Raw genomic sequence first — 26330 nt, forward strand, 5'->3', positions numbered from 1 at the left:
AACCGAATACCGCTCATCCAGAGGGGCAGAGGGAACGGCCCGACGAAGCCCCGGCAACCGGCGTCAAGCCTGTCATCCCGCGATCGCGGGATAGCTGACGAACACGGTGCCAATTCCGGCCCGCTTCGGCGGGGCAGATGAGGAAAGGAACCTCGCGATGACCGCAACCCTCGGCACGACCTCCACCACCAAGACCCCGGACCTGGGCCCGGCCGTCGAACTGGTGTCGAAGGAAGAGGGTCACCGGCAGCCGCTCGCTCCGGAATTCGTCTCCGCCGAAGACTTCTCGCCGCTCGAGGTCGCCTACGACTTCGGCCGGGTCCGGCGCGAGGACATCGAGGCCGGCCCGAAGAACATCTGGCGCTACAAGAAACTCCTCCCGGTTCCCTCCAACGTCGAGGAGATCCCCAACACCGAGCCCGGCGGCACCCGGCTGGTCCGGGCCGACCGGCTGGCGAAGGCGCTGGGGGTCAAGCGGATCTGGGTCAAGGACGACACCGGGAACCCGACGCACTCCTTCAAGGACCGCGTCGTCGCCGTGGCGCTCGCGGCCGCCCGCGAGTTCGGGTTCGAGGTGCTGTGCTGTCCCTCCACCGGCAACCTGGCCAACGCCGTCGCCGCCGCGGCCGCCCGCGCGGGCTGGCAGTCGGTCGTGCTGATCCCGAAGACGCTGGAACGCGCCAAGATCCTCACCACCGCGGTGTACGACGGCGCGCTGATCGCCGTCGACGGCAACTACGACGACGTCAACCGCCTCGCCACCGAACTCGCCGCCGAGCAGCCGACCTGGGCCTTCGTGAACGTCAACGTCCGCCCGTACTACTCGGAGGGTTCGAAGACGCTGGCCTTCGAGGTCGCCGAGCAGCTCGGCTGGCGGCTGCCCGAACAGATCGTCGTGCCGATCGCCTCCGGTTCCCAGCTGACCAAGGTGGACAAGGGTTTCCGCGAGCTCGGACAGCTCGGACTGGTGGAAGCCAGCCCCTACAAGGTGTTCGGCGCCCAGGCCACCGGCTGCTCGCCCGTCTCGGCCGCGTTCCGCGCCGGGCACGACGTCGTCCAGCCGGTCAAGCCGGACACCATCGCGCGCTCGCTGGCGATCGGCAACCCGGCCGACGGCCCGTACGTGCTCGACGTGGTCAACCGCACCGGCGGCGCGATCGAGGACGTGACCGACGAGGAGGTCGTCGAGGGCATCCGGCTGCTGGCCCGTACCGAGGGCATCTTCACCGAGACCGCCGGCGGGGTCACCGTGGCCACGGCGAAGAAGCTCATCGAGACCGGCAAGCTGGACCCGGACGCCGAGACCGTCCTGCTGATCACCGGCGACGGCCTCAAGACGCTCGACGCGGTCGAGAACCACATCGGCCCCAAGGCGACCGTCCCGGCGTCGGCCGCGGCCGTGCGCGAGGCCCTCGGCTACTGACGCCCGCGCTCACCGCCGGGGCGGGCCACGCGGCTCGCCCCGGCGGGAGATCGCCGGGCCCCCGCCGTCCGGCACCACCGCGGTGTCCCCGTCGGTGTCGGTGCGGGTCACCAAGGCCCCCAAGGCGATCAGAGCGTCCATAGTGGACTTGCTCGGATGCCCGTAGCGGTTTCCCGCGCCCACACTGGCCATCGCGACGCGGGGCCCGACGGCCGCGAGGAAGTCCGGCAGCGAATACCGTGACCCGTGGTGCGGGATCTTCAGGACCTCCGCGCGCAGGTCCGCTCCCCCGGCCAGCAGATCGGCCTGCGCGGCCAGCTCGACGTCGCCGGTCAGCAGCACCCGCCCGGCCGGGGTCGCCGCGCGCAGCACGACCGAGCTGTTGTTGACCATCGTCCCGTCCTGTTCGACGGCCGACCGCGCCGGAACGTACCGGGGCCCCAGCACGTCGAGGGACAGGCCCGGCCACTCCAGCCGCTGTCCGACGCCCAGCTCCAGCAGGGGCACGCCCTGGCGCCCGGCCTCCTCCGCGACCTGCCGCCACGCCCAGCCCGGCGCCCGGCCCGGCCCGACCGCCACCGCGCCCACCGTCCGGCCCTCGAACACCGACGCCAGCCCGCCCAGGTGATCGGCGTGCAGGTGGCTCAGCACGACCAGCGGGACGCGGTCGACGTCGAGGCGCCGCAGGCACTCGTCGACCGGGCCGGGCTCGGGCCCGGTGTCGACGACCACCGCCCGCCCGCGCTCCGCGGTCGCCAGCACCAGCGCGTCACCCTGGCCGACATCGCATTCGACCATCGCCCACGCGCCGGGCGGCCAGGCCGGGTCGAGCACCCGCACCGGGACGAACACCAGCAGCACCCCGGCCAGGATCACCGTCACGAGCACCCGGATCCGGCGCAGCCGCAGCGCCACCACCACGACCGCGAGCAGGCCCGCCGCGAGCAGACCTCCCCACCAGCCGCCGGGCCAGTCCAGCACCGCACCCGGCGCCCGCGCGCCGTGCCGCGCCACGAGGATCAGCCAGCGCGCCTCCGGATCGGCCACGCGCACGAGCACCGTCCCGGCGCCGGGCCACCACGGGCCGACCACCGTGGCCAGCACCCCGAACACGGTGGCCGGGGCCACCACCGGCGCGGCGAGCACGTTGGTCAACACCGACACCAAACTCACTGATCCAGCCATGCCCGCGATGACCGGCGCGGTGACCACGAACGCCGCGAGCGGGACGGACAGCCCCTCGGCGTACCCGGGCGGGACGCCCCGGCGCACCATCGCGTCCGCCCAGCGCGGCGCCAGCAGGACCAGCCCGGCCGTGGCCAGCACCGAGAGCGCGAAGCCGAAGTCGACCGCCATCGCCGGATCCCAGATCACCAGCGAGCAGACCGAAAAGGCCAGCGCGGGCAAGGCCGAGCCACGTCTGCCCAGCGCCAGCGCGAGCAGCCCGACCGCGCCCATCACCCCGGCCCGGAGCACACTCGGCTCCGGCCCCGCGAGCACGAGGAACCCGACCAGACAGGCCCCGGCGGCGATCGCCGAAGCACGCGGCCCGACCCGCAGCAGGCGCAACAGGAGCAGCACGGCGCCACAGACGATCGCGAGGTTCCCGCCGCTGACCGCCGTCAGATGGGACATTCCCGAGGTGACGAACTCGTGCTCGACCCGGGGCGGCAGCGCGCTCGTGTCACCGACCACCAGCCCCGGCAGCAGCCCGGCCGGCTCCTCCGGGAGGACGGCGCAGAGCCGGTGCAGCCCCGCGCGCAGCGACTCGGCCGCCCGCTGCCACCACGGCGCCGCGCCGGGGTCACCGGGCGGGCCGCGCACCGACAGCACCGCGCCCGTCAGCTCCGCGCCACGGGCGGGCCCGAGCTGCCCGGAGACCGTCACGACCTGGCCGGGCAGCATGCCCGACCACGGGGTGACCGGGGCGAGCAACAGGACCCGGCCGGTGCTCTCGGCGGGACGTCCCGCGATCTCCGCCGCGGTCACCTCCGCCGGGAGCACGACCGAACGGGCGCCCGCCTGGCGATCGGCGTACCCGGCCGAGCGGACGGGTTTCGGCCGCTCGGTGACCACCACCCGCAGCACGGCCGGGGCCCCGTGTGCCGCCGCGGCGCGCAGCGGATCCCGCTCCGCGTCGTGGACGCGCATCGCCGTCGGGACCGCCAGCGCCAGTCCGGCCACCACCAGCGCGCCCGCCGCCGGGCGCCGGGACGGGCGGCGCCAGAACAGCACCGCACCCGCGAGCGCCGTGACCGCTCCCCCGGCCACCGCCGCCCACCAGGTGCCGAGCAGCGCCGCCAGCGTCACGCCCCACACCGCCAGCGCCGCCGGGACGAGCCGGGGATCCTGGGCGCGCCACCACGGCAGTGGCTGCCGTGTTTCCATGGTGCCGAGCCGCGCGGTCATCCGACGCTCACCTGTTCCCGGATCTTCGAGAACTTCGCCTCACCGATTCCTTCGACGTCGCGAAGCTGCTCGACGCTGGCGAACCCGCCGTGCCGGGTACGCCATTCGACGATCCGACGGGCCATCACGGCACCGACGCCGGGCAGGGTGTCGAGCTGCTCGGCGGTGGCCGCGTTGAGATCGACCTTGCCCGGTGCCCCGCCCGCACCGCCCGGCCCCGCCGCCGCGGGCGCGGGCACGCCGACCGCGAGCTGCTCACCGTCGGCCAGCCGCCGGGCCAGGTTCAGCGCGCTCAGGTCGGCGCCGGGCTCCGCGCCACCGGCGGCACGGAGCGCGTCGGCGACCCGCGCGCCCGCGGGCAGGGTGTGCAACCCCGGTGCCCGCACCCGCCCGACCACGCTGACGACGAGACCGGCCTTCGGCTGCTGGGCCTGCTCCGCCACCGGTTTCGCGCTCGGCAGCCCCGGGGGCCGCTCGGCGGCGGGCCCGCCGCCGAAGACCGCCACCGCACCGAGCACCAGCAGCACGACGCCGAGAAGGACGGCGCCGAGCACGAGCCGGCGTCTGCCCGGTGAGCCACCGGCCAGCCCCGCGGGCAGCCAGCGCCGGACCAGCCTGCCACCCGGGCCCGCAGGGACGTCCGGGGACAGCTGGTCGGCCAGCCAGGCGAGCCTGGCGTTGACGGAGGGGCCCGGATCCCGGGCGGCTGGGTCGAACACACGATCGACGTTAGGGCAGGCGGAAGACGTCCGGCAGGGGAAATCGGCGCGCCTGTGGACAACGGGGGTGTTGTGGACAGATCACCCCGGCGAGCGCCCGGCCGGGCGACTTCCGTCGTACCCGGATGAGACCATGGAGGGTTTACCGGATCCGCGCGAGCGCCGGGGCCTTGACTTCAAGCATGGTTCAAGTTCGAGCATGCTCACATGACATCGACGCTCGACGCACCGGCACCGTGGATCGGCCGGACCGCCCATCCCGTGGTCACCCGCGACCCCGAAGGATCACTCGACGACCTCGCGCCGCTGCGCGACATGGTGGGCGACGCGACCCTGGTCACGCTCGGCGCGTCGGCCCGCGGCACGCACGAACTTTCCGTTCTCTCCCACCGGATGCTGAGATTCCTCGTCGAAGATCTCGGGTTTCGTTCCCTCGTCGTCGAAGGCGACGACGAGACGAGCCTCGCGCTCGACGAGTACGTGCGCACCGGAACCGGTGACCCCCGTGCCCTGCTCGCGGGCGCCAGGTCGTTCTGGCGGACCGGGGAACTGCTCGACGTCGTCCGCTGGATACGCCGCCGCAACGAAGGCCATCCGGGCGACCCGGTGCGCATCGCCAATCCGGCCGGAGACGTCGTTCCGCTCCCCGGCGATCTCGGCGAGATCGAACGGCTGCTGGCCGACAACGCGATCCGGTGGCACGAGCGCACCGGGCACCGGATCGTCTACTGGGGCGGGATGGCGCATCTGGCGGTCAGCGGGACCCGCACCATTTCCGCCGGCACGGAACTGTTCGTCCATCGCAGCGCGGGCAGCTACTTCCGGGAGTACTTCGGGTCCCACCACGTCTCCGTGGGGCTGACCTTCCACCACGGAACGGCTTCGCACCCCAACCCCGTCCCGCCCACCGGCTACGCCGAAACCGTGCTCGGCGACGCCGGACTGAACGCCTACCTGCTGGATCTCCGCGCCCCGGGCCCCGCCCCGGTCCGGGCGTGGCTGAACAGCCCGGCGAAGACCCGGTTGCTCGGCCCCGGGTACGACCCCCGTGACGACGCGGCCCACCACCTGTCCGGCGGCTCGCTCGCCGAGTGGTTCGACGTCGTCGCCCACAGCCAGGAGGTGACCGCGGCCCACCCGATCGACGCCTGAGCCCCGGTCGGCGCTGTGTCTACTGTGGACGTTCGACCGCGCGCTGGATGACGACGCCGAGCACGCCCGGCCCGGTGTGCGCGCCGATCACCGCGCCGATCTCCGAAACGACGCAGCCGGACGAGCCGGGGACGGCCTCCTCCAGCCGGTTCGCGAGTTCGACCGCGCGTTCCGGCGAAGCGAGGTGATGCACCGCGAGCTCGACCTCGCCCTGCCCGGCCGCCGCCACGGCCAGCTCGACCAGCCTGGCCACCGCGCGGTTCATCGTGCGGACCTTCTCCAGTGGACGGATCCGGCCGTCGGCCATGTGCAGCACGGGTTTCACCGCGAGCGCCGTGCCGAGCAGCGCGGCGGCGGGGCCGATCCGCCCGCCGCGGCGCAGGTACTCCAGCGTCTCCACCACGAACAACGTCTCGGACCGCTCGGCGGCCGTCACCGCGGCGGCCTCCACCTCCGCCGCCGACGCCCCGGCCGAGGCGGCACCGGCGGCGTGCAGGGCGGCGAACCCCAGGCCCATCGCGGTGGTCCGCGAGTCGACCACCCGCACCCGGTCCGGGCCGACCTCCTGCGCCGCCAGCACGGCGGCCTCCCAGGTACCGGACAGCTCACGGGACAGGTGCACGGACACGACGGTGTCGGCGCCCGCGGCCAAGGCGGCGCGGAACTCGGCGGCGAACTCCGCGGGTGTGGGCCGGGAGGTCGTGACGTTCTTGCGCTGTCCCAGGGCTTCGGCGAGCGCGGACGGGCCCATCTCGGTGCCGTCGAGGGACACCACGCCGTCCACGAGGACGTGCAGGGGCACCACCCGCACCGCGCTGCGCTCGGCGAAACCCTCGGGCAGATGGGCGGTGGAATCCGTGACTACCGCGACCGACACGCGCGTCAGCCTACGTGGCCGGGCGTGAGGGACGGCGTCATCAGCGCCGCCATCGCGTCGCCGACCGCGGCGTGCCCCGCCCAGCCCCAGTGCATCCCGTCCGGATTCCCGTGCCCGCCCCGGACGTGCTCGCCTACGACCGAGGGAAGATCCAGCATCGGCACCCCCGCGCGGGTACCCCATCCGGCCAGCGCGGCGGTCGCGCCCGGGTGTGCCGTGTGGACCCCGCCGTACGCAGCGGCACGGTGGACCGAGGGCAGCATCCCGAAGATCGGCAGCTCCGGCCGCAGGATCCGCAGCGCCCCGACCGCCGTGTCGAGGTAGTGCACGGTGAGCTTCGCGGGCAACACGACGGGACGCCCTCGCAACGCGACGGCGAGCCTCGGCTGCGCGGCGAGGTAGGCCTTGCGGACGAGCCTGCGGACCGGATCCGGCCGCAGGTATCGCAGTCCGGTGCGCAGGTACGTCGGCAGCGGCGAGGGCAGGGTGTCCATGCTTCCGACGGCGAGTACCACCGCGTCGACGTGGTGCAGATCGGCCCAGACGCGCGGGTCCCCGATGAGCGACCACCAGGCGTCGCGAGCGGTCCAGCCGAAACCGGCGACGAGGTCGGCACGGCCCCCGAGCGCCCCGGCCGCGAGGTTCGGCCACAGCCTCGGCTCGTCGGCGGCGCACGGTCCCTCGGGTCCGTGAAAGCTCAGCGAATCGCCGAACACCAGCAGGCGCGGCCCCATCGTCAGCCGGTGATCCCCGCGTTGTACGCGTGTAGCCGCCACTTCCCGTCGCGCCGGACGAGTTCGACCCAGTGGCAGTTCACGATCCCGCCCAGCGCGGGCCACGTCCCGACCGGCAGGCCCACCAGCTTCGCGGTCAGCGCGAGGATCAGTCCGCCGTGCGTGGCCAGCAGCACGGTGTCGCTGGCGCCGGAGTTCGGCTGGCACAGGTCCGCGACGACCTCGAAGGCACGCTCGGCGACCTCCACCCGGGACTCACCGCCGGGCGGGGCCCAGGTGGCGTCGCCACGCCATCGGTCACGCTCGCCCGGATACGCCCTGTCGACCTCTTCGCCGGTCAGGCCCTGCCACTCGCCGAGGTGCGTTTCCCGCAGCCGCTTGTCGATGCGCAGCGGGACCCCGATCGCCTCGGTCAGCACGGTGGCGGTGTCGGTCGCCCGGCGCAGGTCCGACGCGATGACCAGCTCGGGTGAGAACCGGGCCAGCCCCGGCACCGCGAAACGCGCCTGGTTCCAGCCGACCGGGGTCAGCGCCGAGTCGAGGTGCCCCTGCATCCGCCCGGCGGCGTTGTAGTCGGTCTCACCGTGCCGCCACAGCACCAGCCGCCGCGGGTTCACGGGGAATCCGGCCCCGCGTCCGCCCCGTCGTCCTCGCCGGGCTCTTCCAGCCCGGCGACCTCGATGCGCGGGCAGTCCTTCCAGAGCCGTTCGAGACCGAAGAAGACGCGTGCTTCCTGATGCTGGACGTGCACCACGACGTCGACGTAGTCGAGCAGCACCCAGCGGCCCTCGCGAGCGCCCTCGCGGCGGACCGGCTTGTGCCCGGCGAGCCGCAGCTTCTCCTCGACGTTGTCGACGATCGCGCCGACCTGGCGTTCGTTGGGGGCCGAGGCGATGACGAAGGCGTCGGTGATGACCAGCTGCTCGGACACGTCCAGCACGACGATGTCGCTGGCCTTCTTGTCCGCCGCGGCGTGCGCGGCCGCTACGGCCAGCTCCCGTGCCTGGGACGTGGCTGCCACTGTGCTCCTTTGTCGTTGGGGATGCGCCCGAAGAGCGTACCCGGCGGCACCGACATGCCGCGCATCACGCACCTTCGTCCTTGCGGTACAGGTCCTTCTTGGCGATGTAGCGGACGACACCGTCGGGCACCAGGTACCAGACCGGCTCGCCCCGCTCGACACGTTCGCGACAGGCCGTCGAGGAGATCGCCATCGCGGTGACCTCGACGAGGCTGACCTTGCCACTGGGCAGGTGATGCGAGTTGAGCCGGTAGCCGGGCCTGGTCACGCCGATGAAGTGCGCGTAGGTGAACAGCTCGTCGGCGCGGTGCCAGGTCAGGATCTGCTCCAGCGCGTCCGCGCCGGTGATGAAGAACAGCTGGTCGTCGGGATACTCGGCGTGCAGGTCACGCAGCGTGTCGACGGTGAACGTCTGGCCGCCGCGGTCGATGTCCACCCTGCTGACCGAGAAGACCGGGTTGGACGCCGTCGCGATGACGGTCATCAGGTACCGGTCCTCCGCCTTCGTGACCACGCGGTCGGCCTTCTGCCACGGCTGGCCGGTGGGCACGAAGATGACCTCGTCCAGCGCGAACCGCGACTGGACCTCGCTGGCCGCGACGAGGTGGCCGTGATGCACGGGGTCGAACGTGCCGCCCATGACCCCGATCCGCCGTGGTGACATGACTGGTGAGCCTATACACCGAACGGCGTCCCGGCCCCCGGCGACGTGACGAGCGCTACCAGACCCGGCCGGACCCGCCGGCGGCGACCCGCGCCGGCGCCCTGCCGGGCAGATCACGCACCCGCAGCGCGGAGGCGTGGTCCAGGAGCTTTGCCTGCCCCTTACCCTGACCCGATGCGCGAGGCCGAGCCGAAGCCTTACTGGAACACCAACGTCGCCCGACATCCGAGCATCCTCCGGGCGGTTCCCGAGGGATGCGTCGAGGCACTCGATGTCGGCTGCGGGGACGGGCTGCTCGCGCGCAGGCTCACCGGAGTGGCGAAGCGCGTCACCGGCATCGACAAGTCACCGGAAATGATCGCGCGCGCCCGCGAACTCGCCGTCGGCTGCCCGGATCTCACCTTCCTCGCGGGCGACTTCCTCACCGCCGATCTCCCCGCCGGGGGATACGACTTCGTCTGCTCGGTGGCCACGATCCATCACATGGACTACGAGGCGGCTCTCACCCGCATGCGCGAGCTGCTGCGCCCCGGCGGCACGCTGGTGGTGGTCGGCCTGGCCAGGGAGGCGAGCGCGGCGGACTGGGCGGTGACGATCGCGGCGGCCCCGGTCGTGCGGATCGTCAAGGTGGCGCGCCGGGCGCACGGCCCGGCGGGGATGCCCGCCCAGCCCCCTCGAATGAGTTACGGACAGGTGCGGACTACGGCGCGACGTCTGCTGCCCACCGCGCGTTATCGGCGACACCTGCTCCGCCGGTACTCGCTGACCTGGGAAAAGCCCGTCGACTAGTGCCGGGTCTTCGACGCGGAGGAGGAGGCGCGGGTACCCCGCCGCTCCCCGGCCGGGGTACCCGCGCATCGTGTTCCGGCGGGCTGGGGGACCCCGCCGGGTGATCGATTCCGCCCCCCGCGGGGAACCGGTCTGCGAGGGAGACCCACGACACCCCGGCCCATGACGCCAGCCCGACATGTGACCTGAGTCACATATTAGCCGGTTTCCGTCGCGAGCGGTCCGTTCGCGACACCGCCGGTTGCCGCTCCGTCGGCGGGATGGGGTAGACGTGGGGACGTGGACACGACCTCACCTCTCCGCGACCGGGCCGAGACCCTCCTGCGGGCGCTGGCCGGCGAACAGGCGACACTGCGCGAAGACCAGTGGACGGCGATCGAAGCACTGGTCGCCGAACACCGGCGCGCGCTTGTCGTGCAGCGCACCGGCTGGGGCAAGTCGGCGGTCTACTTCCTGGCCACGGCACTGCTGCGTGAGCACGGCAGCGGCCCGACGGTGATCATCTCGCCGCTGCTCGCGTTGATGCGCAACCAGATCGCCGCCGCGGCGCGGGCCGGGATCCACGCGGCGACGATGAACTCGGCGAACCCGCAGGAGTGGGACCAGGTCCAGGCGGCCGTGGCGGCGGGCGAGGTGGACGTGCTGCTGGTGAGCCCGGAACGGCTGAACAACCCGGACTTCCGCGACACCGTGCTGCCCAAGCTGACCGCGAGCGCCGGGCTGCTCGTGGTCGACGAGGCACACTGCATCTCGGACTGGGGCCACGACTTCCGGCCCGACTACCGGCGGCTGCGCACGCTGCTGGCCGAGCTGCCCGACGGCGTCCCGGTGCTGGCCACCACCGCGACGGCGAACGACCGGGTGGCCACCGACGTGGCCGAGCAGCTGGGCATCGGCACCGGCGGGGACACCGTGGTGCTGCGCGGCAGCCTCGACCGGGAAAGCCTGCGGCTGTCGGTCTGCCGGTTGCCGACCCCGCAGGCGCGGCTGGCCTGGCTCGCCGAGCACCTGGAGAAGCTGCCGGGGTCCGGCATCATCTACACGCTCACCGTCGCGGCGGCGCACGACGTGGCCTCGTTGCTGGCCGAGCGGGGCTACCGGGTGGCGGCCTACACCGGGAAGACCGATCCGGCGGATCGGCAGGCCGCCGAGGACGATCTGCTGGAAAACCGGGTCAAGGCGCTGGTCGCCACGTCCGCGCTCGGGATGGGGTTCGACAAACCGGACCTCGGGTTCGTCGTGCACCTCGGCGCCCCGTCCTCCCCCATCGCCTACTACCAGCAGGTCGGGCGCGCGGGCCGCGGTGTCGAGCGGGCGGAGGTGGTGCTGCTCCCCGGTGAGGAGGACAGGGCGATCTGGGCGTACTTCGGCTCGCTCGCCTTCCCGGACGAGCTACGGGTCACCCAGGTGCTCAACTCGCTCGCCTACGCCGACCGTCCACTTTCGACAGCCGCGCTGGAGCCCACCGTCGAGCTGTCCAGGACCCGGCTGGAGATGGTGCTGAAGGTTCTCGACGTCGACGGCGCGGTCCGGCGGGTCAAGGGTGGCTGGGAGAGCACCGGGCAGGACTGGCACTACGACCGCGAGCGGTACGCCAGGGTCGCCACCGCCCGTGAAGCCGAGCAGCAGGCGATGCTCGGTTACCTCGGCACCTCCGAATGCCGGATGGAGTACCTCCGCCGCCAGCTCGACGACCCGGAGGCGGCGCCGTGCGGGCGGTGCGACAACTGCACCGGCGAGCACTGGGACACCACGGTCTCCGAGGACAGCGTGGTCGCCACCCGCGAACGGCTGGAGCGGCCGGGAGTCGAAGTGGCCCCACGCAAACAGTGGCCCAGCGGGATGGCCGGGCTGGACGTCCCGCTGTCCGGGCGGATCGCGGCGGCGGAGCAGGCCGAACCGGGACAGGTGCTCGGCAGGCTCACCGACGTCGGCTGGGGCACCCGGCTGCGGGAGCTCGTCGGCACCACGGCGAAGGACGGCGAGGTCCCGGACGGCGTGTTCCAGGCCTGCGTCAAGGTGCTCGCCGCGTGGCAGTGGGCGGAGCGGCCGGTCGCGGTGGTGGAGGTCCCGTCGGCGACCCGGCCTCGGCTCACCCACAGCCTGGCCACCCGGCTGGCCTCGATCGGGCGGCTCGAATACCTGGGCGCGCTGGAGTCGGCGGGGCCGCCGCCCCGGCAGGCCAACAGCGCGCAGCGGCTGGCCGATCTGTGGCGACGGCTGAGCCTGTCCGGCGAGGTGGCCGAGCGCGTCGCCGGGGTGGCCGGGCCGATCCTGCTGGTCGACGACGTGATCGACACGGGCTGGACGATGACGCTCGCGTCGCGGCTGCTGCGCCAGGCGGGTGCTCCGGCGGTCCTGCCGTTCGCGCTGGCCAGCACGGCCTGACGCGGGTCGGCCCGGCACCGAAGCCGACGGAGAAAGGAGGTACCACACGCGGTTTTCACTGACACGATGAGCGGATGGAGTTCACCGATGTGCTCAAGGCACGCCACATGGTGCGGACGTATCTGCCGGACCCGGTCGACGAGGAGGCACTGCGCCGGATCGTCAAGGTGATCCACCGGGCGCCGAGCGCCGGGTTCAGCCAGGGCCACCGGCTGATCGTGATCACGGATCCCGGGCTGCGCGGCCGGATCGCCGACCTCTACGAACCTGTTTACGCCCGCAACGGGTTTCCCGGGTGGGTGAGCCGGACGCCCGTGTTCATCGCCTTGTGCGTACGTGAGGAGTCGTATCACGAGCGATACCAGCGGCCCGACAAGCTGAACGAGGACGGCACCGAGATCGACTGGCCGGTTCCGTACTGGTGGTTCGACAGCGGCGGCCTGCTCATGCTGCTCCAGCTCGCCGCCGCCGACGAGGGCCTCGCCACCGGGTTCTTCGGCCCGCACGTGGCAGGCCTGCGTGAGTTGCTGGAGCTGCCGGACGACCTGGGGCTCGCCGGCATGGTGACGCTGGGGTATGCGCCTGAGAACGACGGCGTCCGGCGGGAGCTGTTCCGGCAGCGGCGCATACCGCTGGACGAGCTGGTCGCCTGGCGCCGGTAGGACCGAGGGCTGGGAGAAACTTCCGCACCGGCGGGCGTTCTGGCAGAGTGCCGTCCACCGAACGGCAGGTGGAGGCACGATGACTGGGGCAACGACGAGCACAGAGGCCCGGCATCGGCTTCCGGTGCGGAAACTCTTCGCCGCGAGCGCGGGCAACGCGCTGGAGTGGTTCGACTGGACGATCTACGCGACGTTCAGCATCTACTTCGCGAACGCGTTCTTCCCCTCCGGCAACGACACGCTGGCGCTGATCAACACCTTCGCCACCTACGCGCTGGCCTTCTTCTTCCGTCCGCTCGGCGGGATCCTGCTCGGGCGCTTCGCCGATGTCCGCGGCCGCAAACCGGCCATGATCCTCACCCTGGTGCTCATGGCGGGCGGTTCGGTCGCCATCGGCGTCCTGCCCACCTTCCATCAGGTCGGCTGGCTGGCCCCGATCCTGCTGCTGCTCGCGCGCGTCGCGCAGGGCCTTTCCCTCGGCGGGGAGGTTTCCAACGCGTCGGCCTACCTCGGCGAGATCGCCCCGCCCGAGCGCCGCGGCCGGTACTCCGCGTTCTTCTATATCTCCACGGGCTCCGCGGTGCTGATCGCGTCGGTGCTCGGGTTCGTCCTCGCGAGAACACTGGACAAGGCGCAGCTGACGTCGTTCGGCTGGCGGATCCCGTTCATGCTCGGCGGGGTCTTCGGCCTGGTCGGACTGTGGCTGCGCCGCAGCCTCGCGGAAACGGAACTGTTCGAGCAGAACAAGAAACGAGCCCAAAAGGTCGAGCGGCCGCTGCTGACGACGATCCGCAGTCACCCGAAGGCCGTCGTCCGGCTCGTCGGCCTGTCGATGCTCTCCACCCTGTGCTACTACACGTTCTTCAGCGCGCTCAGCTCGTTCGCGGTGAAGACCCGGCACGCCGCGGACACCGACGTCTTCCTCGCCCTCTCCGTCGGCACCGCGTTGTTCGTCGCGCTCCAGTACCCGCTGGGCGCGCTGTCGGACCGGTTCGGCCGCAGGCCCCAGCTGCTTGTCTGGGCGGCGGCGACGGCGGTGCTCATCGTCCCACTGTCCACTTTGGTCCAGCCGGGGCTCGGCGGGCTGCTCGTCGTCTTCTGTGCCGGGCTCGGCCTCTACAGCGCGATGACCGCGATCGCGCCCGCGATCATGAGCGAGCTGTTCCCCACCGAGCTGCGCGGCCTGGGCATCGGCGCCTGGTACAACCTCACCGTCGCGGTCTTCGGCGGCACCGCCCCGCTCGTCATCACCCTGTTCGCCCGTACATCGTCCACTTTGTACTTCTGGTACGTCGCGGCCGCCGCCGTCCTCGCCTTCTTCGTCATCCTCCGGCTCCCCGAAACGCGCGGGAGCGAGCTGCGCTAAATCCTTCGTCACCCCGCTTTCCCTCCCGCTACGCTGCGATTTCCCGTGACGAAGCCGAAGGAGGGACACCATGCAGGCAACCGAGGTGAGCGAGGAACTGGCACGACGCGTGGTGGACGCCGCCGCCCGCGCGCTCGACGTCACGCTGTCCCCCGCCGAGGCGATGATCCAGGCGTCCGCGCGGGAGGGCGTGGACTACCAGGCCAACCTCGCGATGGGTCTCGGCAAGCGGCTCGGCCGCGCGCCGCGCGAGGTCGCGGCCCTGCTCGCCGGGCACCTCCACCTCGACGGCCTCACCGAACCGCCCGAGATCGCGGGCCCCGGGTTCCTGAACTTCGTCCTGAACCGCACGTGGCTGGAACACCGCGTCGCGGCGATCGACGACGATCCCCGGCTCGGCGTCGCCACCACCGCGAACCCGAGGCGGATCGCGCTCGACTACAGCAGCCCGAACGTCGCGAAGGAGATGCACGTCGGGCATCTGCGGTCCACCGTGATCGGCGACGCGCTCGCCCGGCTGCTGCGGTTCGCCGGGCACGAGGTGCTGCCGCACAACCATCTCGGTGACTGGGGCACGCCGTTCGGCATGCTGATCGAGCACCTCCTCGACGAAGGGCGTGAGGACGGCCGGATCGAGGATCTGAACGCATTCTACCAGGCGGCGCGGCGGAAGTTCGACGCCGACGAGGCGTTCGCGGCCCGCGCCCGCGAGCGGGTCGTGCTCCTGCAGGGCGGCGACGCCGCGACACTGGTGACCTGGCGGCGATTGGTCGACGAGTCGACACGGCACTTCAACGAGGTCTACGCGCTGCTCGGGATCACCCTGGCCGACGCCGACATCCACGGCGAAAGCTTCTACAACCCCTACCTCGGCGCCCTCGTCGCGGATCTCGAAGCCGCCGGGCTGACCGAACCCAGCGACGGCGCCGTGTGCGTGTTCCCCACCGGGTTCCACAACCGGGAAGGCGACCGGCTCCCGTTGATCGTCCGCAAGCGCGACGGCGGCTACGGATACGCCGCGACCGACCTCGCGACGCTGCGGTACTGGACGGCCGAGCGCGGCGCGACCGATCTCCTCTACGTCGTGGGCACGCCGCAGGCACAGCACTTCGCGATGGTGTTCGCGGTCTGCCGGGACGCGGGATGGCTCACCACGCAGCGCGCCGGGCACGTCGGGTTCGGCTCGGTGCTCGGCGCGGACGGGAAAACGATGCGGACCAGAGCGGGCGGCACCGTGAAGCTGGCCGACCTGCTCACCGAAGCCGTCGCCCATGCCGCGTCCGTGGTGGCCGAGCGCAGTGAACTGTCCGCCGAAGCCCAGCGCGAGGTCGCCCGCGCGGTCGGCATCGGCGCGGTCAAGTACGCCGACCTGTCCGGGGACCGCGAACGCGACTACGTCTTCGCGTGGGACCGGATGCTCGCGCGGGAGGGCAACACGTCGGTCTACCTCCAGTACGCGAACGCCCGGATCCGTTCGCTGCTCGCCCGCGCGGGCGAGCCGGAACCGGGCGCGCCCGTGGTGCTCGACGATCCGGCGGAACGAGCCCTGGCACTGGCGCTGCTCCGTTTCGGCGAGGCCGTGCACAGCGCGACGACGTCCTGTTCGCCGCACAAACTGTGCGCCTACCTCTACGAAACCGCGGTGGTGTTTTCCCGTTTCTACGAGCGGTGCCCGGTGCTCACGGCTCCGACCGACCGGCTGCGCGCGTCACGGCTGCGGCTGGCCGCGCTGACCTCGCGCACGCTGGTGCTCGGCCTGTCGCTGCTCGGCATCGACGCGCCCGCCCGGCTCTAGCCCCAGAACAGGTATCCGCCCTGGTCGGGGACCTGTTCCTGCGGGTTCAGGTCCCCGCGGCGGGCCTGACCGAGGTTGGCGCCTCTGGTCAGTGGCCGTCCCCGGCGGTTGCGGTCCTTGAAGTCCACGATCACGGCGATCGCGAGCAGGACCACGACGATGATTCCCAGTATCACGAAGGCTTCCAGCATGATGCCCCCTCACGCTTGGCGGTTCTTCGGCGAACCACTTACCGCAACGATACGACCACACGGAATGATCGTCGGAAAACTTAAGCGCCATTTAGGGTTGTCGTTTTCCGAAACCATTTCGGAATTCCGCGGTCCGTGGGGCCTCCCCGAGGGACCTGGAGTCCCTCGGGGAGGCCCCCACGGAGCGTCAGACCTCGACGTGGTGGCCGGGCGTTCCGGCGCGGTTCCGCTGGGTCGCGACGGCGAGGACGAGGGCGAGCGCCACCAGCGCCGCGCTCACCCACGGTGCCGCGCGGAACCCGAGGTCGCCGCCGACGGCGAGGCCGCCGAGCCACGGCCCGAGTACGGCCCCGACGTTGAACGCGGCGGTCCCCAGTCCGCCGGCCAGTGTCGGCGCCCCGGGCGCCTCCGCGAACACACGCGGGATCAGCGTGGACCCGACCCCGAACGACAGCACGCCCAGCACGAAGACGAGCGCGACCGCCACGACGAGGTTCGCGGCGGTGACCGCCAGCAGCGCCCAGCCGAGCAGCAACGCGGCGCTCCCGCCGAACAACACCACGCCGGGCCGTCGATCGGCGAGACGGCCGCCGAGCGTCACCCCGGCGAACGAACCCACGCCGAAGATCGCGAGCAGCGCGGGCACCCAGCCCGCGTCGAGCCCACCGGCCGTGGTGAACAGTGGCGCGAGATAGGTGAACGTGCCGAACGTCCCGCCGTTGACCAGTGCGCCGAGGAGCAGGACCACCAGCAGCCTTGGCTCCCGCAGGACCCGGAGTTCCTTGCGGGCACCCGTTTCCGCGGTTCCGGAACGGCCACCCGGGATCGTCCGCAGGATCGCGAAGAGCGCGGGGAGCGAAACTGCGGCGACCGCCCAGAACGCCGACCGCCAGCCCCAGTACTGGCCGAGCAGCGCACCGGCGGGCACCCCGGCCACGCAGGCGACGGTGACCCCACTGACCACAATGGACGTCGCGCGCCCGCGCAGTTCCGGCCGCACCATCGCGTTCGCGGCGGCCAGCGCGACCGCCCAGAACCCGGCGTTGGCCAGCGCCGCGGCGACCCGGGTGAGCAACAGAAGACCGAAACTGGTGATCACCGCGCCGAGCACGTGGACGACGATGAAGGCGCTCAGAAAACCCACGAGCGCGCCGCGCCGGGAAAGACGCAGGCTCAGCAACGCCATCACCGGCGCGCCGAGCACCATCCCGGCGGCGAACGCCGAGGTCAGCATCCCGGCGGCGGGAATGGACACGTGCAGGTCGGCCGCGATGTCCGCGACCAGACCGGACAGCATGAACTCGGACGTCCCCTGGGCGAACACCGCCAGTCCGAGCAGGTAAAGAGCGAAAGGCATGAGCAGACTCCGCACATCGAGAATCGACAGCACCACGCGAGCACGGCGTCCACAAAGGACACACGGGGCCGGCGCGGGAGAGGACCTGGATTCGGTGTACGGCGATCCGGTGGCGGAGCACGCGCCGGGATTCACGCGACCACAACGGTCGCGGGCCTTCGGCACGCCATCACGAAGAAGCCACCGGAGAGCCGGTGGCTACAGTCTGCTCGCCTCGGGACTGTTCACGACGACGAGGCTAGCAACACCCCGCGCGAGGTGTCCACGCGATTTCCCCGCGCGCTCAGCGGCGGAGCGGGACGAGATCGTCGGCGTGCACGACCTCGCGGCGCTGTTCGGCGGGCAGCTCGTGACTGGACCGGCCGATCAGCTCGGGCAGCTCGCCGGAGTCGAAGGCGACGACGCCCCTGGCGACCGCGCGATCGCGGGCGTCGACGAGATCGACGACGTCTCCCGCGTGGAAATCGCCGTCCACACCGGTGATCCCGGCCGCGAGCAGCGAGCGGCGGCGGCGCGCGACGGCGGTGACCGCGCCGTCGTCCAGCCGCAGCCTGCCGGACGCGTCGGCGGCGTACCCGAGCCAGAACCGCCGCGCGGAAAGCCGGGTGCCTGCCGCGGCGAACGCCGTGCCCACCCCGGCCTCGGCCAGCGCGCCCTCGGCGTTCGCCGCGGCCGCCAGCAGCACCGGGATGCCCGCCGCAGCGGCGGTGCGCGCCGCGGCCAGCTTGGAGACCATGCCCCCGGTGCCGAGGCCCGAGCTGGACATACCGACGCTGATACCGTCCACATCGGACTCGTCGCGCACCTCGGCGATACGGCGAGTGGCTCCGCTACGCGGATCTCCGTCGTACAGACCATCCACATCGGACAGCAGGACGAGCGCGTCGGCGCCGATGAGATGCGCCACGAGCGCGGCCAGCCGGTCGTTGTCACCGAACCGGATCTCTTCGGTGGCCACGGTGTCGTTCTCGTTGACCACCGGGACCGCGCCGAGCGCGAGCAGCCGGGAGAACGTGCGCTGCGCGTTGCGGTAGTGCGCGCGCCGGACGACGTCGTCGTTGGTCAGCAGGACCTGCCCGACGGTGAGCGAATAACGCCCGAACGACTCGGCGTAGGCGTGTGCCAGCGCCAGCTGCCCGACACTCGCGGCGGCCTGCTGGCTGGCGAGGTCACGCGGGCGCTTCGCGAGCGAAAGCGGGGCCAGCCCGGCGCCGATCGCCCCCGAGGACACCAGCACGATCTGGGTGCCCCGCGCGACCCTGGCGGCGATCGCGTCGACCAGCGCGTCCAGCCGGGCCACGTCGAGCCCGCTGCCCGCCGTGGTCAGCGCGGAGGAGCCGACCTTGACCACCAGGCGCCGCGCGGACGCGATCGCCTGCCGGGTCTGGGTCACCGGCCCCGCTCCGCATCCTCGCCCTCCACGGCGTCCGGACCGTCGCGGCGGATCCGGCGGGCTTCCTTGCGCTCGGCCGCGCCGATCCGGTCGTTGCGCTCCAGCCGGACGTCGGTGCCGCGCCCGGACAGGTGCTCGACGGCGCCCGGCGTCGAGGGCTCCCATTCGAACTGGACGTCGCCGATGGTGACCGGGCTGCCCGGCACCGCGCCGAGCTTCGCCAGCCGCTCTTCGACGCCGAGGCGGTTGAGCCGGTCGGCGAGGTAGCCGACGGCCTCGTCGTTGGCGAAATTCGTCTGACGGATCCACCGCTCGGGGCGGGCGCCGCGGACGACGAAGGCGCCCTCTTCTTCCGGATCGATCTCGACGGTGAAGCCCTCGTCGTTGACCGCGAGGGGCCGCAGCACGATCTTCTCCGGCTCCAGCACCGGCTGCGCCTCGCGGTACTGCTCGACGATCGCGGCGAGGGCGAAGGTCAGCTCCCGCAGGCCCTTGCGCGAGGCCGTGGAGACCTCGAACACCCTGAGCCCGCGTTCCTCCAGCTCGGGCCGCACCATCTCGGCCAGCTCGGCGGCCTCCGGGACGTCGATCTTGTTCAGCACCACCACGCGCGGGCGCTCTTCGAGCTTCCCGCCGAGGCTGGGCGTGTACTTGGCGAGCTCCGCCTCCAGCGCGTCCACATCGGACAGTGGGTCGCGGCCGGGTTCGAGCGTCGCGCAGTCGACGACGTGCACCAGCACCGCGCAGCGCTCGATGTGGCGGAGGAAGTCCAGGCCGAGGCCCTTGCCCTCGCTCGCGCCCGGGATGAGCCCCGGCACGTCGGCCATCGTGAAGACGGTTTCGCCGCCGGTGATCACGCCGAGGTTCGGGACCAGCGTGGTGAACGGGTAGTCGGCGATCTTCGGCTTGGCCGCGGACAGCACCGAGATCAGCGACGACTTCCCGGCCGAGGGGAAGCCGAGCAGGCCGACGTCGGCGACCGAGCGCAGCTCCAGCACCAGGTCCCGGCTCTCCCCCGCCTCGCCGAGCAGCGCGAACCCCGGCGCCTTGCGGGCCTTCGAGGCGAGCGCCGCGTTGCCGAGGCCGCCACGGCCGCCCTGGGCGGCGACGAACGTGGTGCCGGGGCCGATCAGGTCGGCGACCAGCTCGCCGTCCTCGGTGAACACGACGGTGCCGGAGGGCACCTTCATCACCAGGGTCTCCCCCGCCGCACCGGCGCGGTGGCCGCCCTGGCCCATCTTGCCGCTGCCCGCCTTGGCGTGCGGGCGGAAGTGGAAGTCGAGCAGCGTGTGCACGTTCGGGTCGACGACCAGCAGGACGTCGCCGCCGTTGCCGCCGTTGCCGCCGTCGGGACCACCGAGCGGCTTGAACTTCTCGCGGTGCACCGAGGCGCAGCCGTTCCCACCGTCACCGGCGGTCAGATGGATCACCGCGCGGTCCACGAACCGGGACGCCATGACTTGCCTCTTTCACTCGCGAGAAGGGGATTACACAAACAAACGAGGGGTGGCGCCGGATATTCCGGCCCCACCCCTCGTCAGAGGTCTCTATCGAGCCTGGATCAGGCGTCGACTGGAACGATGTTGACCGTCTTGCGGCCACGCTTCTCACCGAACTGGACCGCACCGGCGGCCAGCGCGAACAGCGTGTCGTCGCCGCCACGGCCGACGTTCACGCCGGGGTGGAACTTGGTGCCGCGCTGGCGGATGAGGATCTCGCCCGCGTTGACTTCCTGGCCACCGAAGCGCTTGACGCCGAGGCGCTGCGCGTTCGAATCACGACCGTTGCGGGAGCTGGACGCACCCTTCTTGTGAGCCATAGCTCAGTCCTCTTTCTTGAAAAGATCCGGAGAAAGTTCTACTTGGAGATGGCGGTGACCTCGACGCGGGTCAGCTTCTGCCGGTGACCCTGACGCTTGTGGTAGCCCGTCTTGTTCTTGAACTTGTGGATCCGGATCTTCGGACCCTTGGTCTGCTCGACGACCTTGCCGGTGACCGAGACCTGCGCCAACGCGTCGGCGTCCGTGGTGACCTCGCCACCGTCCACGAACAGCACGGCGGGGAAGGTGTGCTCGGTGCCCGGCTCGCCCTCGAGCTTCTCGACCTCGACGACGTCGCCAACGGCAACCTTGTACTGCTTGCCGCCGGTCTTGACGATCGCGTACGCCGACACGGAAGTCTCCTGCATTACTCGACAATGGGTGGGGGCTAGCGCTATCGGCCCGCCGAAGCGGCGGTCCAGGATTCGCGCAGCGGCCTGCTCTGGTGGCAGGCCGTACTACAGGTTACGTGGGGTTCCCCGGTGCGTGTGCACCGGGGTCCCCTAGTTGTTCACTAACTCTTGTCCGACGCGTGCACCGGCGGGCCCGCCGGACGCGACGCGGCACGGCGCGGACGCCGCCGGGTCGAGCGCGCGGCGGGTGCCGGGACGCTGACCTCGGGTTCGGCGGCCGCCTCCGGCGCCTCGGGGGCACCGGACGTCACAGTGGCCTCAGCGGCCTCAGCAGCCTTGACGGGCTCAGGAGCCTTCGTCGTCTCCTGGTCCGCACGCGACGCGGAGGCCTCGTCCGCCGACGCCGCCACCGGCTCCTCGGCGGCCGGTGCCGCTTCCCGCGTGTGCCCGTTCAGACCGGCGGGTGCCTCCTGCTCCGGGTGGTCGGCCTTCTTCGACGACGCCTTGGCCATCGCCTGGACCGCGGAGACCACCGACTCCCGCTGCTCGGGGGTCGGGGCGGGGGCCACCGGCTCGTTCTTCGGCGCGGGCTCGGTGTGCTGCTGCTGTTCCTCGCCCTTGTTGCGACCGCGCGAACGCCGCGAGCTCTTCTCGCCACCGCCGCCGTGGTTGTGGCCGTTCGAGCCACCGTTGGAACCGTTCCCGTTCCCGTGCGAGGAACGCGGATCGGTCGAGACGACCACCCCGCGGCCCTTGCAGTGCTCACACGGAGTGGAGAACGCTTCCAGCAGGCCGGTGCCGATCTTCTTGCGGGTCATCTGGACCAGGCCCAGCGAGGTGACCTCGGCCACCTGGTGACGCGTACGGTCGCGGCCGAGGCATTCGGTCAGCCGCCGCAGCACCAGCTCGCGGTTGGACTCGAGCACCATGTCGATGAAGTCGATGACGATGATGCCGCCGATGTCCCGCAGCCGGAGCTGGCGGACGATCTCCTCCGCCGACTCCAGGTTGTTACGGGTCACCGTCTCCTCGAGGTTTCCACCCGATCCGGTGAACTTCCCGGTGTTGACGTCGATCACCGTCATCGCCTCGGTGCGGTCGATGACCAGGTAACCACCCGAGGGCAGCCAGACCTTGCGGTCGAGCGCCTTGGTGATCTGCTCGTCGATGCGGTGCTCGGCGAACGCGTCGCCGGTGCCGGTGTAGCGCTTGAGGCGGTCGGTCAGGTCCGGCGCGACGTGCTGGACGTAGCCGTGGATGGTGTCCCAGGACCGGCTGCCCTGGATCTCCAGCTTGGCGAAGTCCTCGGTGAACAGGTCACGCACGACCTTGACCAGCAGGTCCGGCTCCTCGTAGAGCATGACCGGGGCGCCGCCCTTCTTGGCGGAACCCGCGTCGGCCTTCTCCTTGATGACGTCCCACTGCGCCTTCAGGCGCCGCACGTCGCGGTCGAGCTCCTCCTCGCTGATGCCCTCCGAGGCGGTGCGGATGATCACACCCGCGTCCTCCGGGACGATCCGCTTGAGGATGTCCTTGAGCCGGCGCCGCTCGTTCTCCGGCAGCTTGCGCGAGATCCCGGTGGCACCGCCGGCGGGCACGTAGACCAGGAACCGGCCCGGCAGCGAGATCTGCGTGGTCAGCCGGGCACCCTTGTGCCCGACCGGGTCCTTGGTGACCTGCACCAGCACGCTGTCCCCGGTGGACAGCGCCTGCTCGATCTTGCGGGCCTTGCCCTCCAGACCGGCGGCGTCCCAGTCCACCTCGCCCGCGTAGAGCACGGCGTTGCGGCCGCGGCCGATGTCGATGAACGCGGCCTCCATGCTGGGCAGCACGTTCTGGACCCGGCCGAGGTAGACGTTGCCGACGATCGAGCCGGAGCCCGACTGCGTCACGAAGTGCTCGACCAGCACGCCGTCCTCGAGCACGCCGATCTGCGTCGACTCGCCCTTCTCGGCGACGACCATCGTGCGCTCGACCGACTCGCGGCGGGCGAGGAACTCGGCCTCGGACAGGATCGGCGCGCGGCGGCGGCCCGCCTCGCGGCCGTCCCGGCGGCGCTGCCGCTTGGCCTCCAGCCGGGTCGAGCCGCGCACGCTGCGCACCTCGTCGCGGGCCGGTCGCTCACTCTCCGCCTTCGCCTGGCGGACATGGGTGACCGTGTTCGGCGGGTCGTCACCGGAGGTGGCCTCCGACGAGTCCCCGTCGTCTCCGCCCTTACGGCGGCGGCGACGGCGACGGCGCTTGCTGCCGGCGTCACCCTCGGCGTCGTCGGCCTCCGCCTCCGCGGGGGCCTCCCCGCTCTCGGCCTGCCCGGCGTCTTCGCCCTTGGCCGCCTTCTCGTCCTTCTTCTCGTCCTTGTGCTTGCCCTTGCCGCTCGGCTCCGCGGGCGGGTCGGTCTGCTCGTCGGCCTCGGTGCCCGCCTCGTCGCCGCCCTTGCCGCGGCCACGGCCACGGCGGCCACGACGACGGCGACGACGGCTGCCGGCGTCCCCGTCCGCGTCGTCGTCGGCGTGCTCGGCGGCCGAGGTCTCCTCCTCCGGCTGGGCCTGCTCCTCGGCGACCGGCTCCTCACCCGCGGCGAACACCGGCTCGGGCTTGCGGGCGGGCTTGGCCGGGGTCGGCTCCGGCGGCAGGAAGACCGGCGACGGGGCGGCGAACACCGGCAGGTGCGCGGCGGGCGCCCGGCGGGCGGGCGCCTCGGGCTCCGCCTCGGCCGCGGGCGCGGCCACCGGCTCCGGCGTCACCGGAGCGACAGCTTCGGGCTTCTCGGGCTTCTCGGGCTTTTCGGCCACGGCCTCGACGGGCGCCGGGGCCTCTTCGGCCGGGTCCTCGCCGACGCCCAGTGCCGAGGCGACGCGCAGCGCCACCTCGCGGGTCACGCTGGACTGCGCGCTGCGGGCGGTCTCGCCCAGCTCGGTGAGCTGGACCAGCAGTTCACGGCTGTTCGAGCCGAGCAGCTTCGCGAGTGCGTGCACCCGGATCCGGGCCGGGAGATCGGCCAGCGGACCGGTCGTGGGTGTGGCGGGATTCCCGCCGCTGTTCTCGGCGGGTGTATCCGCGTTCGACATATGTTGTCTCCTCCGCCCCCGGGCGCGTCTCCGGCTCAGACCGGCCGACGCGGCCGCGCAGGGGCCCCTTTCCTGTTCGTTCCGCCCTGGTGCTCTACCAGCGACGGGAATCCTTGCCAACAGCCGCGACGGCGCCACCGATCCGATGTGCCGCACACGGCAAGGTCTCCTCGGCGGCGCACCGTCCCGTCCCACGGCCCTCGGCCGCTCGCCACGTCGTCCAGCCACCCGGTACCCCGGGCGGCGACGCGTGATGCTGGTTCGGTACACCACCGGGCCACAACACCGCAGGCACCGCCTCTCACGGATGCCCCACGGCCCAGCGGCCACCGCAAGTATCCCACACGTGGGCACCGGTCCGGTGTAGTCGGTGCCCGTCGCAGGCCACGCGGGCGCGGCGGGGCCACCACCCGGGGGAACTTGCCGGGAGAGCTTGTCCGGTCGCGCCGGGGTGGCTAGCGTGCGGCTCGGGACGCCCGAGGAGCGCCGGGCGTCCACCGTTCCGCACCCGGTGGGAGGTCCGGTGTCCCTGCTGGCGCGGCCGCTGCGCGCGGCCGTGTGCGTCGTGCTGGCGTCCTCCGCCTGCGTCACGGCCGTGACCGCGGCGAACGCCGGTGAACCCGGGTGCGCCGACACCGGCAGGACGCTCCGGTACGTCGTCGCGTTCGACCGCGGCACCGCGGAGGACACCGCCCGCGCCGAACTCGCCCGCTCCTGCGGGGACACCATCGTGTACTACCCGCGGATCGCGGTGGCCGTCGCGACCTCGGCCGACCCGCGTTTCGCCGACCGGGCCGGGACCGGCCGCGTCTTCAGCGCGCAGGCCGAGCGGCTCGCGAACCAGCGGGCGGGCGGCCTGGTCACCCGGCCCCAGCCCGCCAGGGAGACCCTCCCGCCGACCGATCCGGCGCGGGTGCCCACCGCGGACCGCACCGGCGAGCAATGGGACATGCGGGCGATCAACGCGCCCTCGGCGCACGAGGTCTCCCGCGGCGGCCGTGACGTCGTGGTCGGCGTGCTGGACTCCGGGGTCGACCCGGACCATCCGGACCTGGCCGCGGCGGTGGACGCCGAGGACTCGGCGGGCTGTCTGACCGGCGCTCCCGACACGTCCCGGGCCGCGTGGACACCGACGACCTCGGCGCACGGCACGCATGTCGCCGGGATCATCGCGGCCGCCGACGACGGCCGGGGCGTCACCGGGGTCGCGCCCGGCGCGCGGATCGCGTCGGTGAAGGTGATCGACGACCGCGGCCACGCCGATCCGGAGGCGGCGGTGTGCGGGCTGATGTGGGCCGCGGACCGGCACCTGCGGGTGACCAACAGCAGTTTCTTCGTCAACCCGTGGTCGTTGTCGTGCGTGCGCGGGAACGACCACGGAGTGGTGCACGAGGTGCTGGCCAGAGCCGTCGAGTACGCGACATCGGCCGGGACGCTGAACGTCGCCGCGGCGACGAACGAGGCGGTCGGCCTGACCCCCTCGCCCCGGTCCGGGACCCGCGCGGACGGCGGCTGCGAAGCGCTGCCCGCGGGGCTGCGGGACGTCGTCTCGGTCTCGGCGGTGGGCGCGAACCGGGTCAAGGCGGGATACAGCTCCTACGGTCTCGGCGTGATCGATGTCACCGCGCCCGGCGGTGAGGCGGGGCGCTGTGTCGTCTCGACCGTCCCCGGCGGGTACGCGCCGCTGTGCGGGACGTCGATGGCGGCGCCGCACGCCGCCGGGGTGCTGGCGTTGCTGGCCTCGGCGCGGCCGGGGGACGGGCCCCGGCAGTTGCGCCAGGCGCTGGAGTCGACGGCGCTGCCGATGCCGTGCCCCGCCGACTACGACCTGACCGGTGACGGGCTGCAGGACGCCTACTGCGCCGGGTACGAGGGCTACAACGGGTTCTACGGTCACGGGATGGTCGACGCGCTGGCCGCGGTGGCGCCCCGGCCCTCGCGCCCGGACCCGGGCCGCTGACTCCGGCCGCGGCTCGGCTTCGCTGCGCGGGGTGCGCTGAAAGCGTCCTTCAGTGCGGTGGGTGCGCTGAAGGACGCAGTGATGATGATGTGTGTGGATGGAGGTTGTGGAGGGTCTGGCCCGGAAGGATGCTGACGCTCTCGGTTGGGGGTTGTCCTGTGAAGGATCTGCCGGCCTTGCGCGATCTCTG

The 26330-nt window shown here is 72.2% G+C and carries 22 protein-coding genes and 1 riboswitch; of the genes, 8 read left to right on the forward strand and 14 right to left on the reverse strand.

Translation table 11 applies throughout. From position 1 onward, the window contains the following. Positions 1 to 10 precede the first annotated feature (10 nt). Positions 11 to 144, forward strand: a riboswitch (SAM riboswitch). A gap of 13 nt (positions 145 to 157) precedes the next feature. Beyond that, positions 158 to 1423: a threonine synthase gene (thrC, locus tag ABD987_RS38375; protein WP_345406253.1), complete on the forward strand. Its 1266-nt coding sequence runs from the start codon at positions 158 to 160 to the stop codon at positions 1421 to 1423. 9 nt (positions 1424 to 1432) lie between these two features. On the opposite strand, the gene ABD987_RS38380 is transcribed toward thrC, so the two are convergent. Then, on the reverse strand, positions 1433 to 3832 hold the full coding sequence (locus tag ABD987_RS38380; RefSeq protein ID WP_345406256.1) for a ComEC/Rec2 family competence protein: 2400 nt from the start codon (positions 3830 to 3832) through the stop codon (positions 1433 to 1435). Then, on the reverse strand, positions 3829 to 4551 hold the full coding sequence (locus tag ABD987_RS38385; RefSeq protein ID WP_345406259.1) for a ComEA family DNA-binding protein: 723 nt from the start codon (positions 4549 to 4551) through the stop codon (positions 3829 to 3831). Before ABD987_RS38385 ends, ABD987_RS38380 begins: the two co-directional genes overlap by 4 nt. Before the next feature lie 207 nt (positions 4552 to 4758). Here ABD987_RS38385 and ABD987_RS38390 point away from each other — a divergent pair, with 207 nt between their 5' ends. Continuing rightward, positions 4759 to 5703 (forward strand): erythromycin esterase family protein, encoded by a 945-nt coding sequence (locus tag ABD987_RS38390; RefSeq protein WP_345406262.1) that lies wholly within the window; start codon positions 4759 to 4761, stop codon positions 5701 to 5703. A gap of 19 nt (positions 5704 to 5722) precedes the next feature. Here ABD987_RS38390 and ABD987_RS38395 read toward each other — a convergent pair whose 3' ends face one another. The 5 genes from ABD987_RS38395 to nadD form a co-directional block, all read right to left on the reverse strand. Further along, positions 5723 to 6580, reverse strand: a complete 858-nt coding sequence (locus ABD987_RS38395; protein ID WP_345406265.1) for a DegV family protein — start codon at positions 6578 to 6580, stop codon at positions 5723 to 5725. A gap of 5 nt (positions 6581 to 6585) precedes the next feature. Further along, positions 6586 to 7314, reverse strand: coding sequence for a diglucosylglycerate octanoyltransferase (gene octT, locus ABD987_RS38400; RefSeq protein WP_345406268.1), 729 nt, complete (start codon positions 7312 to 7314; stop codon positions 6586 to 6588). 2 nt (positions 7315 to 7316) lie between these two features. Beyond that, entirely contained in the window at positions 7317 to 7931 is a 615-nt protein-coding gene (locus tag ABD987_RS38405) for a histidine phosphatase family protein (RefSeq protein WP_345406271.1), read from the reverse strand. Beyond that, on the reverse strand, positions 7928 to 8335 hold the full coding sequence (rsfS, locus tag ABD987_RS38410) for a ribosome silencing factor (RefSeq protein WP_345406274.1): 408 nt from the start codon (positions 8333 to 8335) through the stop codon (positions 7928 to 7930). Before rsfS ends, ABD987_RS38405 begins: the two co-directional genes overlap by 4 nt. 64 nt (positions 8336 to 8399) lie before the next feature. Further along, positions 8400 to 8999 (reverse strand): nicotinate-nucleotide adenylyltransferase, encoded by a 600-nt coding sequence (gene nadD / locus ABD987_RS38415; RefSeq protein ID WP_345406277.1) that lies wholly within the window; start codon positions 8997 to 8999, stop codon positions 8400 to 8402. 174 nt (positions 9000 to 9173) lie between these two features. Here nadD and ABD987_RS38420 point away from each other — a divergent pair, with 174 nt between their 5' ends. The 5 genes from ABD987_RS38420 (at position 9174) to argS (ending at position 15999) form a co-directional block, all read left to right on the forward strand. Then, complete coding sequence (locus tag ABD987_RS38420) at positions 9174 to 9788, forward strand: class I SAM-dependent methyltransferase (protein WP_345406280.1); 615 nt, start codon at positions 9174 to 9176, stop codon at positions 9786 to 9788. Positions 9789 to 10067: 279 nt separating this feature from the next. Then, positions 10068 to 12176 carry a RecQ family ATP-dependent DNA helicase gene (locus ABD987_RS38425; protein WP_345406283.1) on the forward strand — a complete coding sequence of 703 codons (2109 nt, stop codon included), beginning with the start codon at positions 10068 to 10070 and terminating at the stop codon, positions 12174 to 12176. A gap of 74 nt (positions 12177 to 12250) precedes the next feature. Beyond that, on the forward strand, positions 12251 to 12838 hold the full coding sequence (locus ABD987_RS38430; RefSeq protein ID WP_345406286.1) for a nitroreductase family protein: 588 nt from the start codon (positions 12251 to 12253) through the stop codon (positions 12836 to 12838). A gap of 79 nt (positions 12839 to 12917) precedes the next feature. Further along, positions 12918 to 14204 (forward strand): MFS transporter, encoded by a 1287-nt coding sequence (locus ABD987_RS38435; protein ID WP_345406289.1) that lies wholly within the window; start codon positions 12918 to 12920, stop codon positions 14202 to 14204. Positions 14205 to 14274: 70 nt separating this feature from the next. Continuing rightward, positions 14275 to 15999 carry an arginine--tRNA ligase gene (argS, locus tag ABD987_RS38440; RefSeq protein WP_345406292.1) on the forward strand — a complete coding sequence of 575 codons (1725 nt, stop codon included), beginning with the start codon at positions 14275 to 14277 and terminating at the stop codon, positions 15997 to 15999. Here the strand turns inward: argS and ABD987_RS38445 are convergent. The 7 genes from ABD987_RS38445 to ABD987_RS38475 form a co-directional block, all read right to left on the reverse strand. Then, positions 15996 to 16190, reverse strand: coding sequence for a hypothetical protein (locus ABD987_RS38445; RefSeq protein ID WP_345406295.1), 195 nt, complete (start codon positions 16188 to 16190; stop codon positions 15996 to 15998). The two genes, argS and ABD987_RS38445, sit on opposite strands and share 4 nt — an antisense overlap. 187 nt (positions 16191 to 16377) lie before the next feature. After that, positions 16378 to 17547 (reverse strand): Cmx/CmrA family chloramphenicol efflux MFS transporter, encoded by a 1170-nt coding sequence (locus tag ABD987_RS38450; RefSeq protein ID WP_345406298.1) that lies wholly within the window; start codon positions 17545 to 17547, stop codon positions 16378 to 16380. Positions 17548 to 17830: 283 nt separating this feature from the next. After that, on the reverse strand, positions 17831 to 18940 hold the full coding sequence (proB, locus tag ABD987_RS38455; RefSeq protein ID WP_345406301.1) for a glutamate 5-kinase: 1110 nt from the start codon (positions 18938 to 18940) through the stop codon (positions 17831 to 17833). After that, a complete protein-coding gene (gene obgE / locus ABD987_RS38460) occupies positions 18937 to 20397 on the reverse strand; it encodes a GTPase ObgE (RefSeq protein ID WP_345406304.1) in 1461 nt (486 codons plus the stop codon). The genes proB and obgE overlap by 4 nt, the downstream gene beginning before the upstream one ends. A gap of 104 nt (positions 20398 to 20501) precedes the next feature. Next, complete coding sequence (rpmA, locus tag ABD987_RS38465; RefSeq protein WP_345406307.1) at positions 20502 to 20759, reverse strand: 50S ribosomal protein L27; 258 nt, start codon at positions 20757 to 20759, stop codon at positions 20502 to 20504. Between the two features lie 38 nt (positions 20760 to 20797). Continuing rightward, positions 20798 to 21112 carry a 50S ribosomal protein L21 gene (gene rplU / locus ABD987_RS38470; RefSeq protein ID WP_345406328.1) on the reverse strand — a complete coding sequence of 105 codons (315 nt, stop codon included), beginning with the start codon at positions 21110 to 21112 and terminating at the stop codon, positions 20798 to 20800. A 161-nt stretch (positions 21113 to 21273) separates the two neighbouring features. After that, positions 21274 to 24180, reverse strand: a complete 2907-nt coding sequence (locus tag ABD987_RS38475; protein ID WP_345406310.1) for a translation initiation factor IF-2 N-terminal domain-containing protein — start codon at positions 24178 to 24180, stop codon at positions 21274 to 21276. 523 nt (positions 24181 to 24703) lie between these two features. Here ABD987_RS38475 and ABD987_RS38480 point away from each other — a divergent pair. Further along, complete coding sequence (locus tag ABD987_RS38480; RefSeq protein WP_345406331.1) at positions 24704 to 26140, forward strand: S8 family peptidase; 1437 nt, start codon at positions 24704 to 24706, stop codon at positions 26138 to 26140. Positions 26141 to 26330: the final 190 nt, after the last annotated feature.

The organism is Amycolatopsis samaneae (genome assembly GCF_039541975.1).
GTDB lineage: Bacteria > Actinomycetota > Actinomycetes > Mycobacteriales > Pseudonocardiaceae > Amycolatopsis > Amycolatopsis samaneae.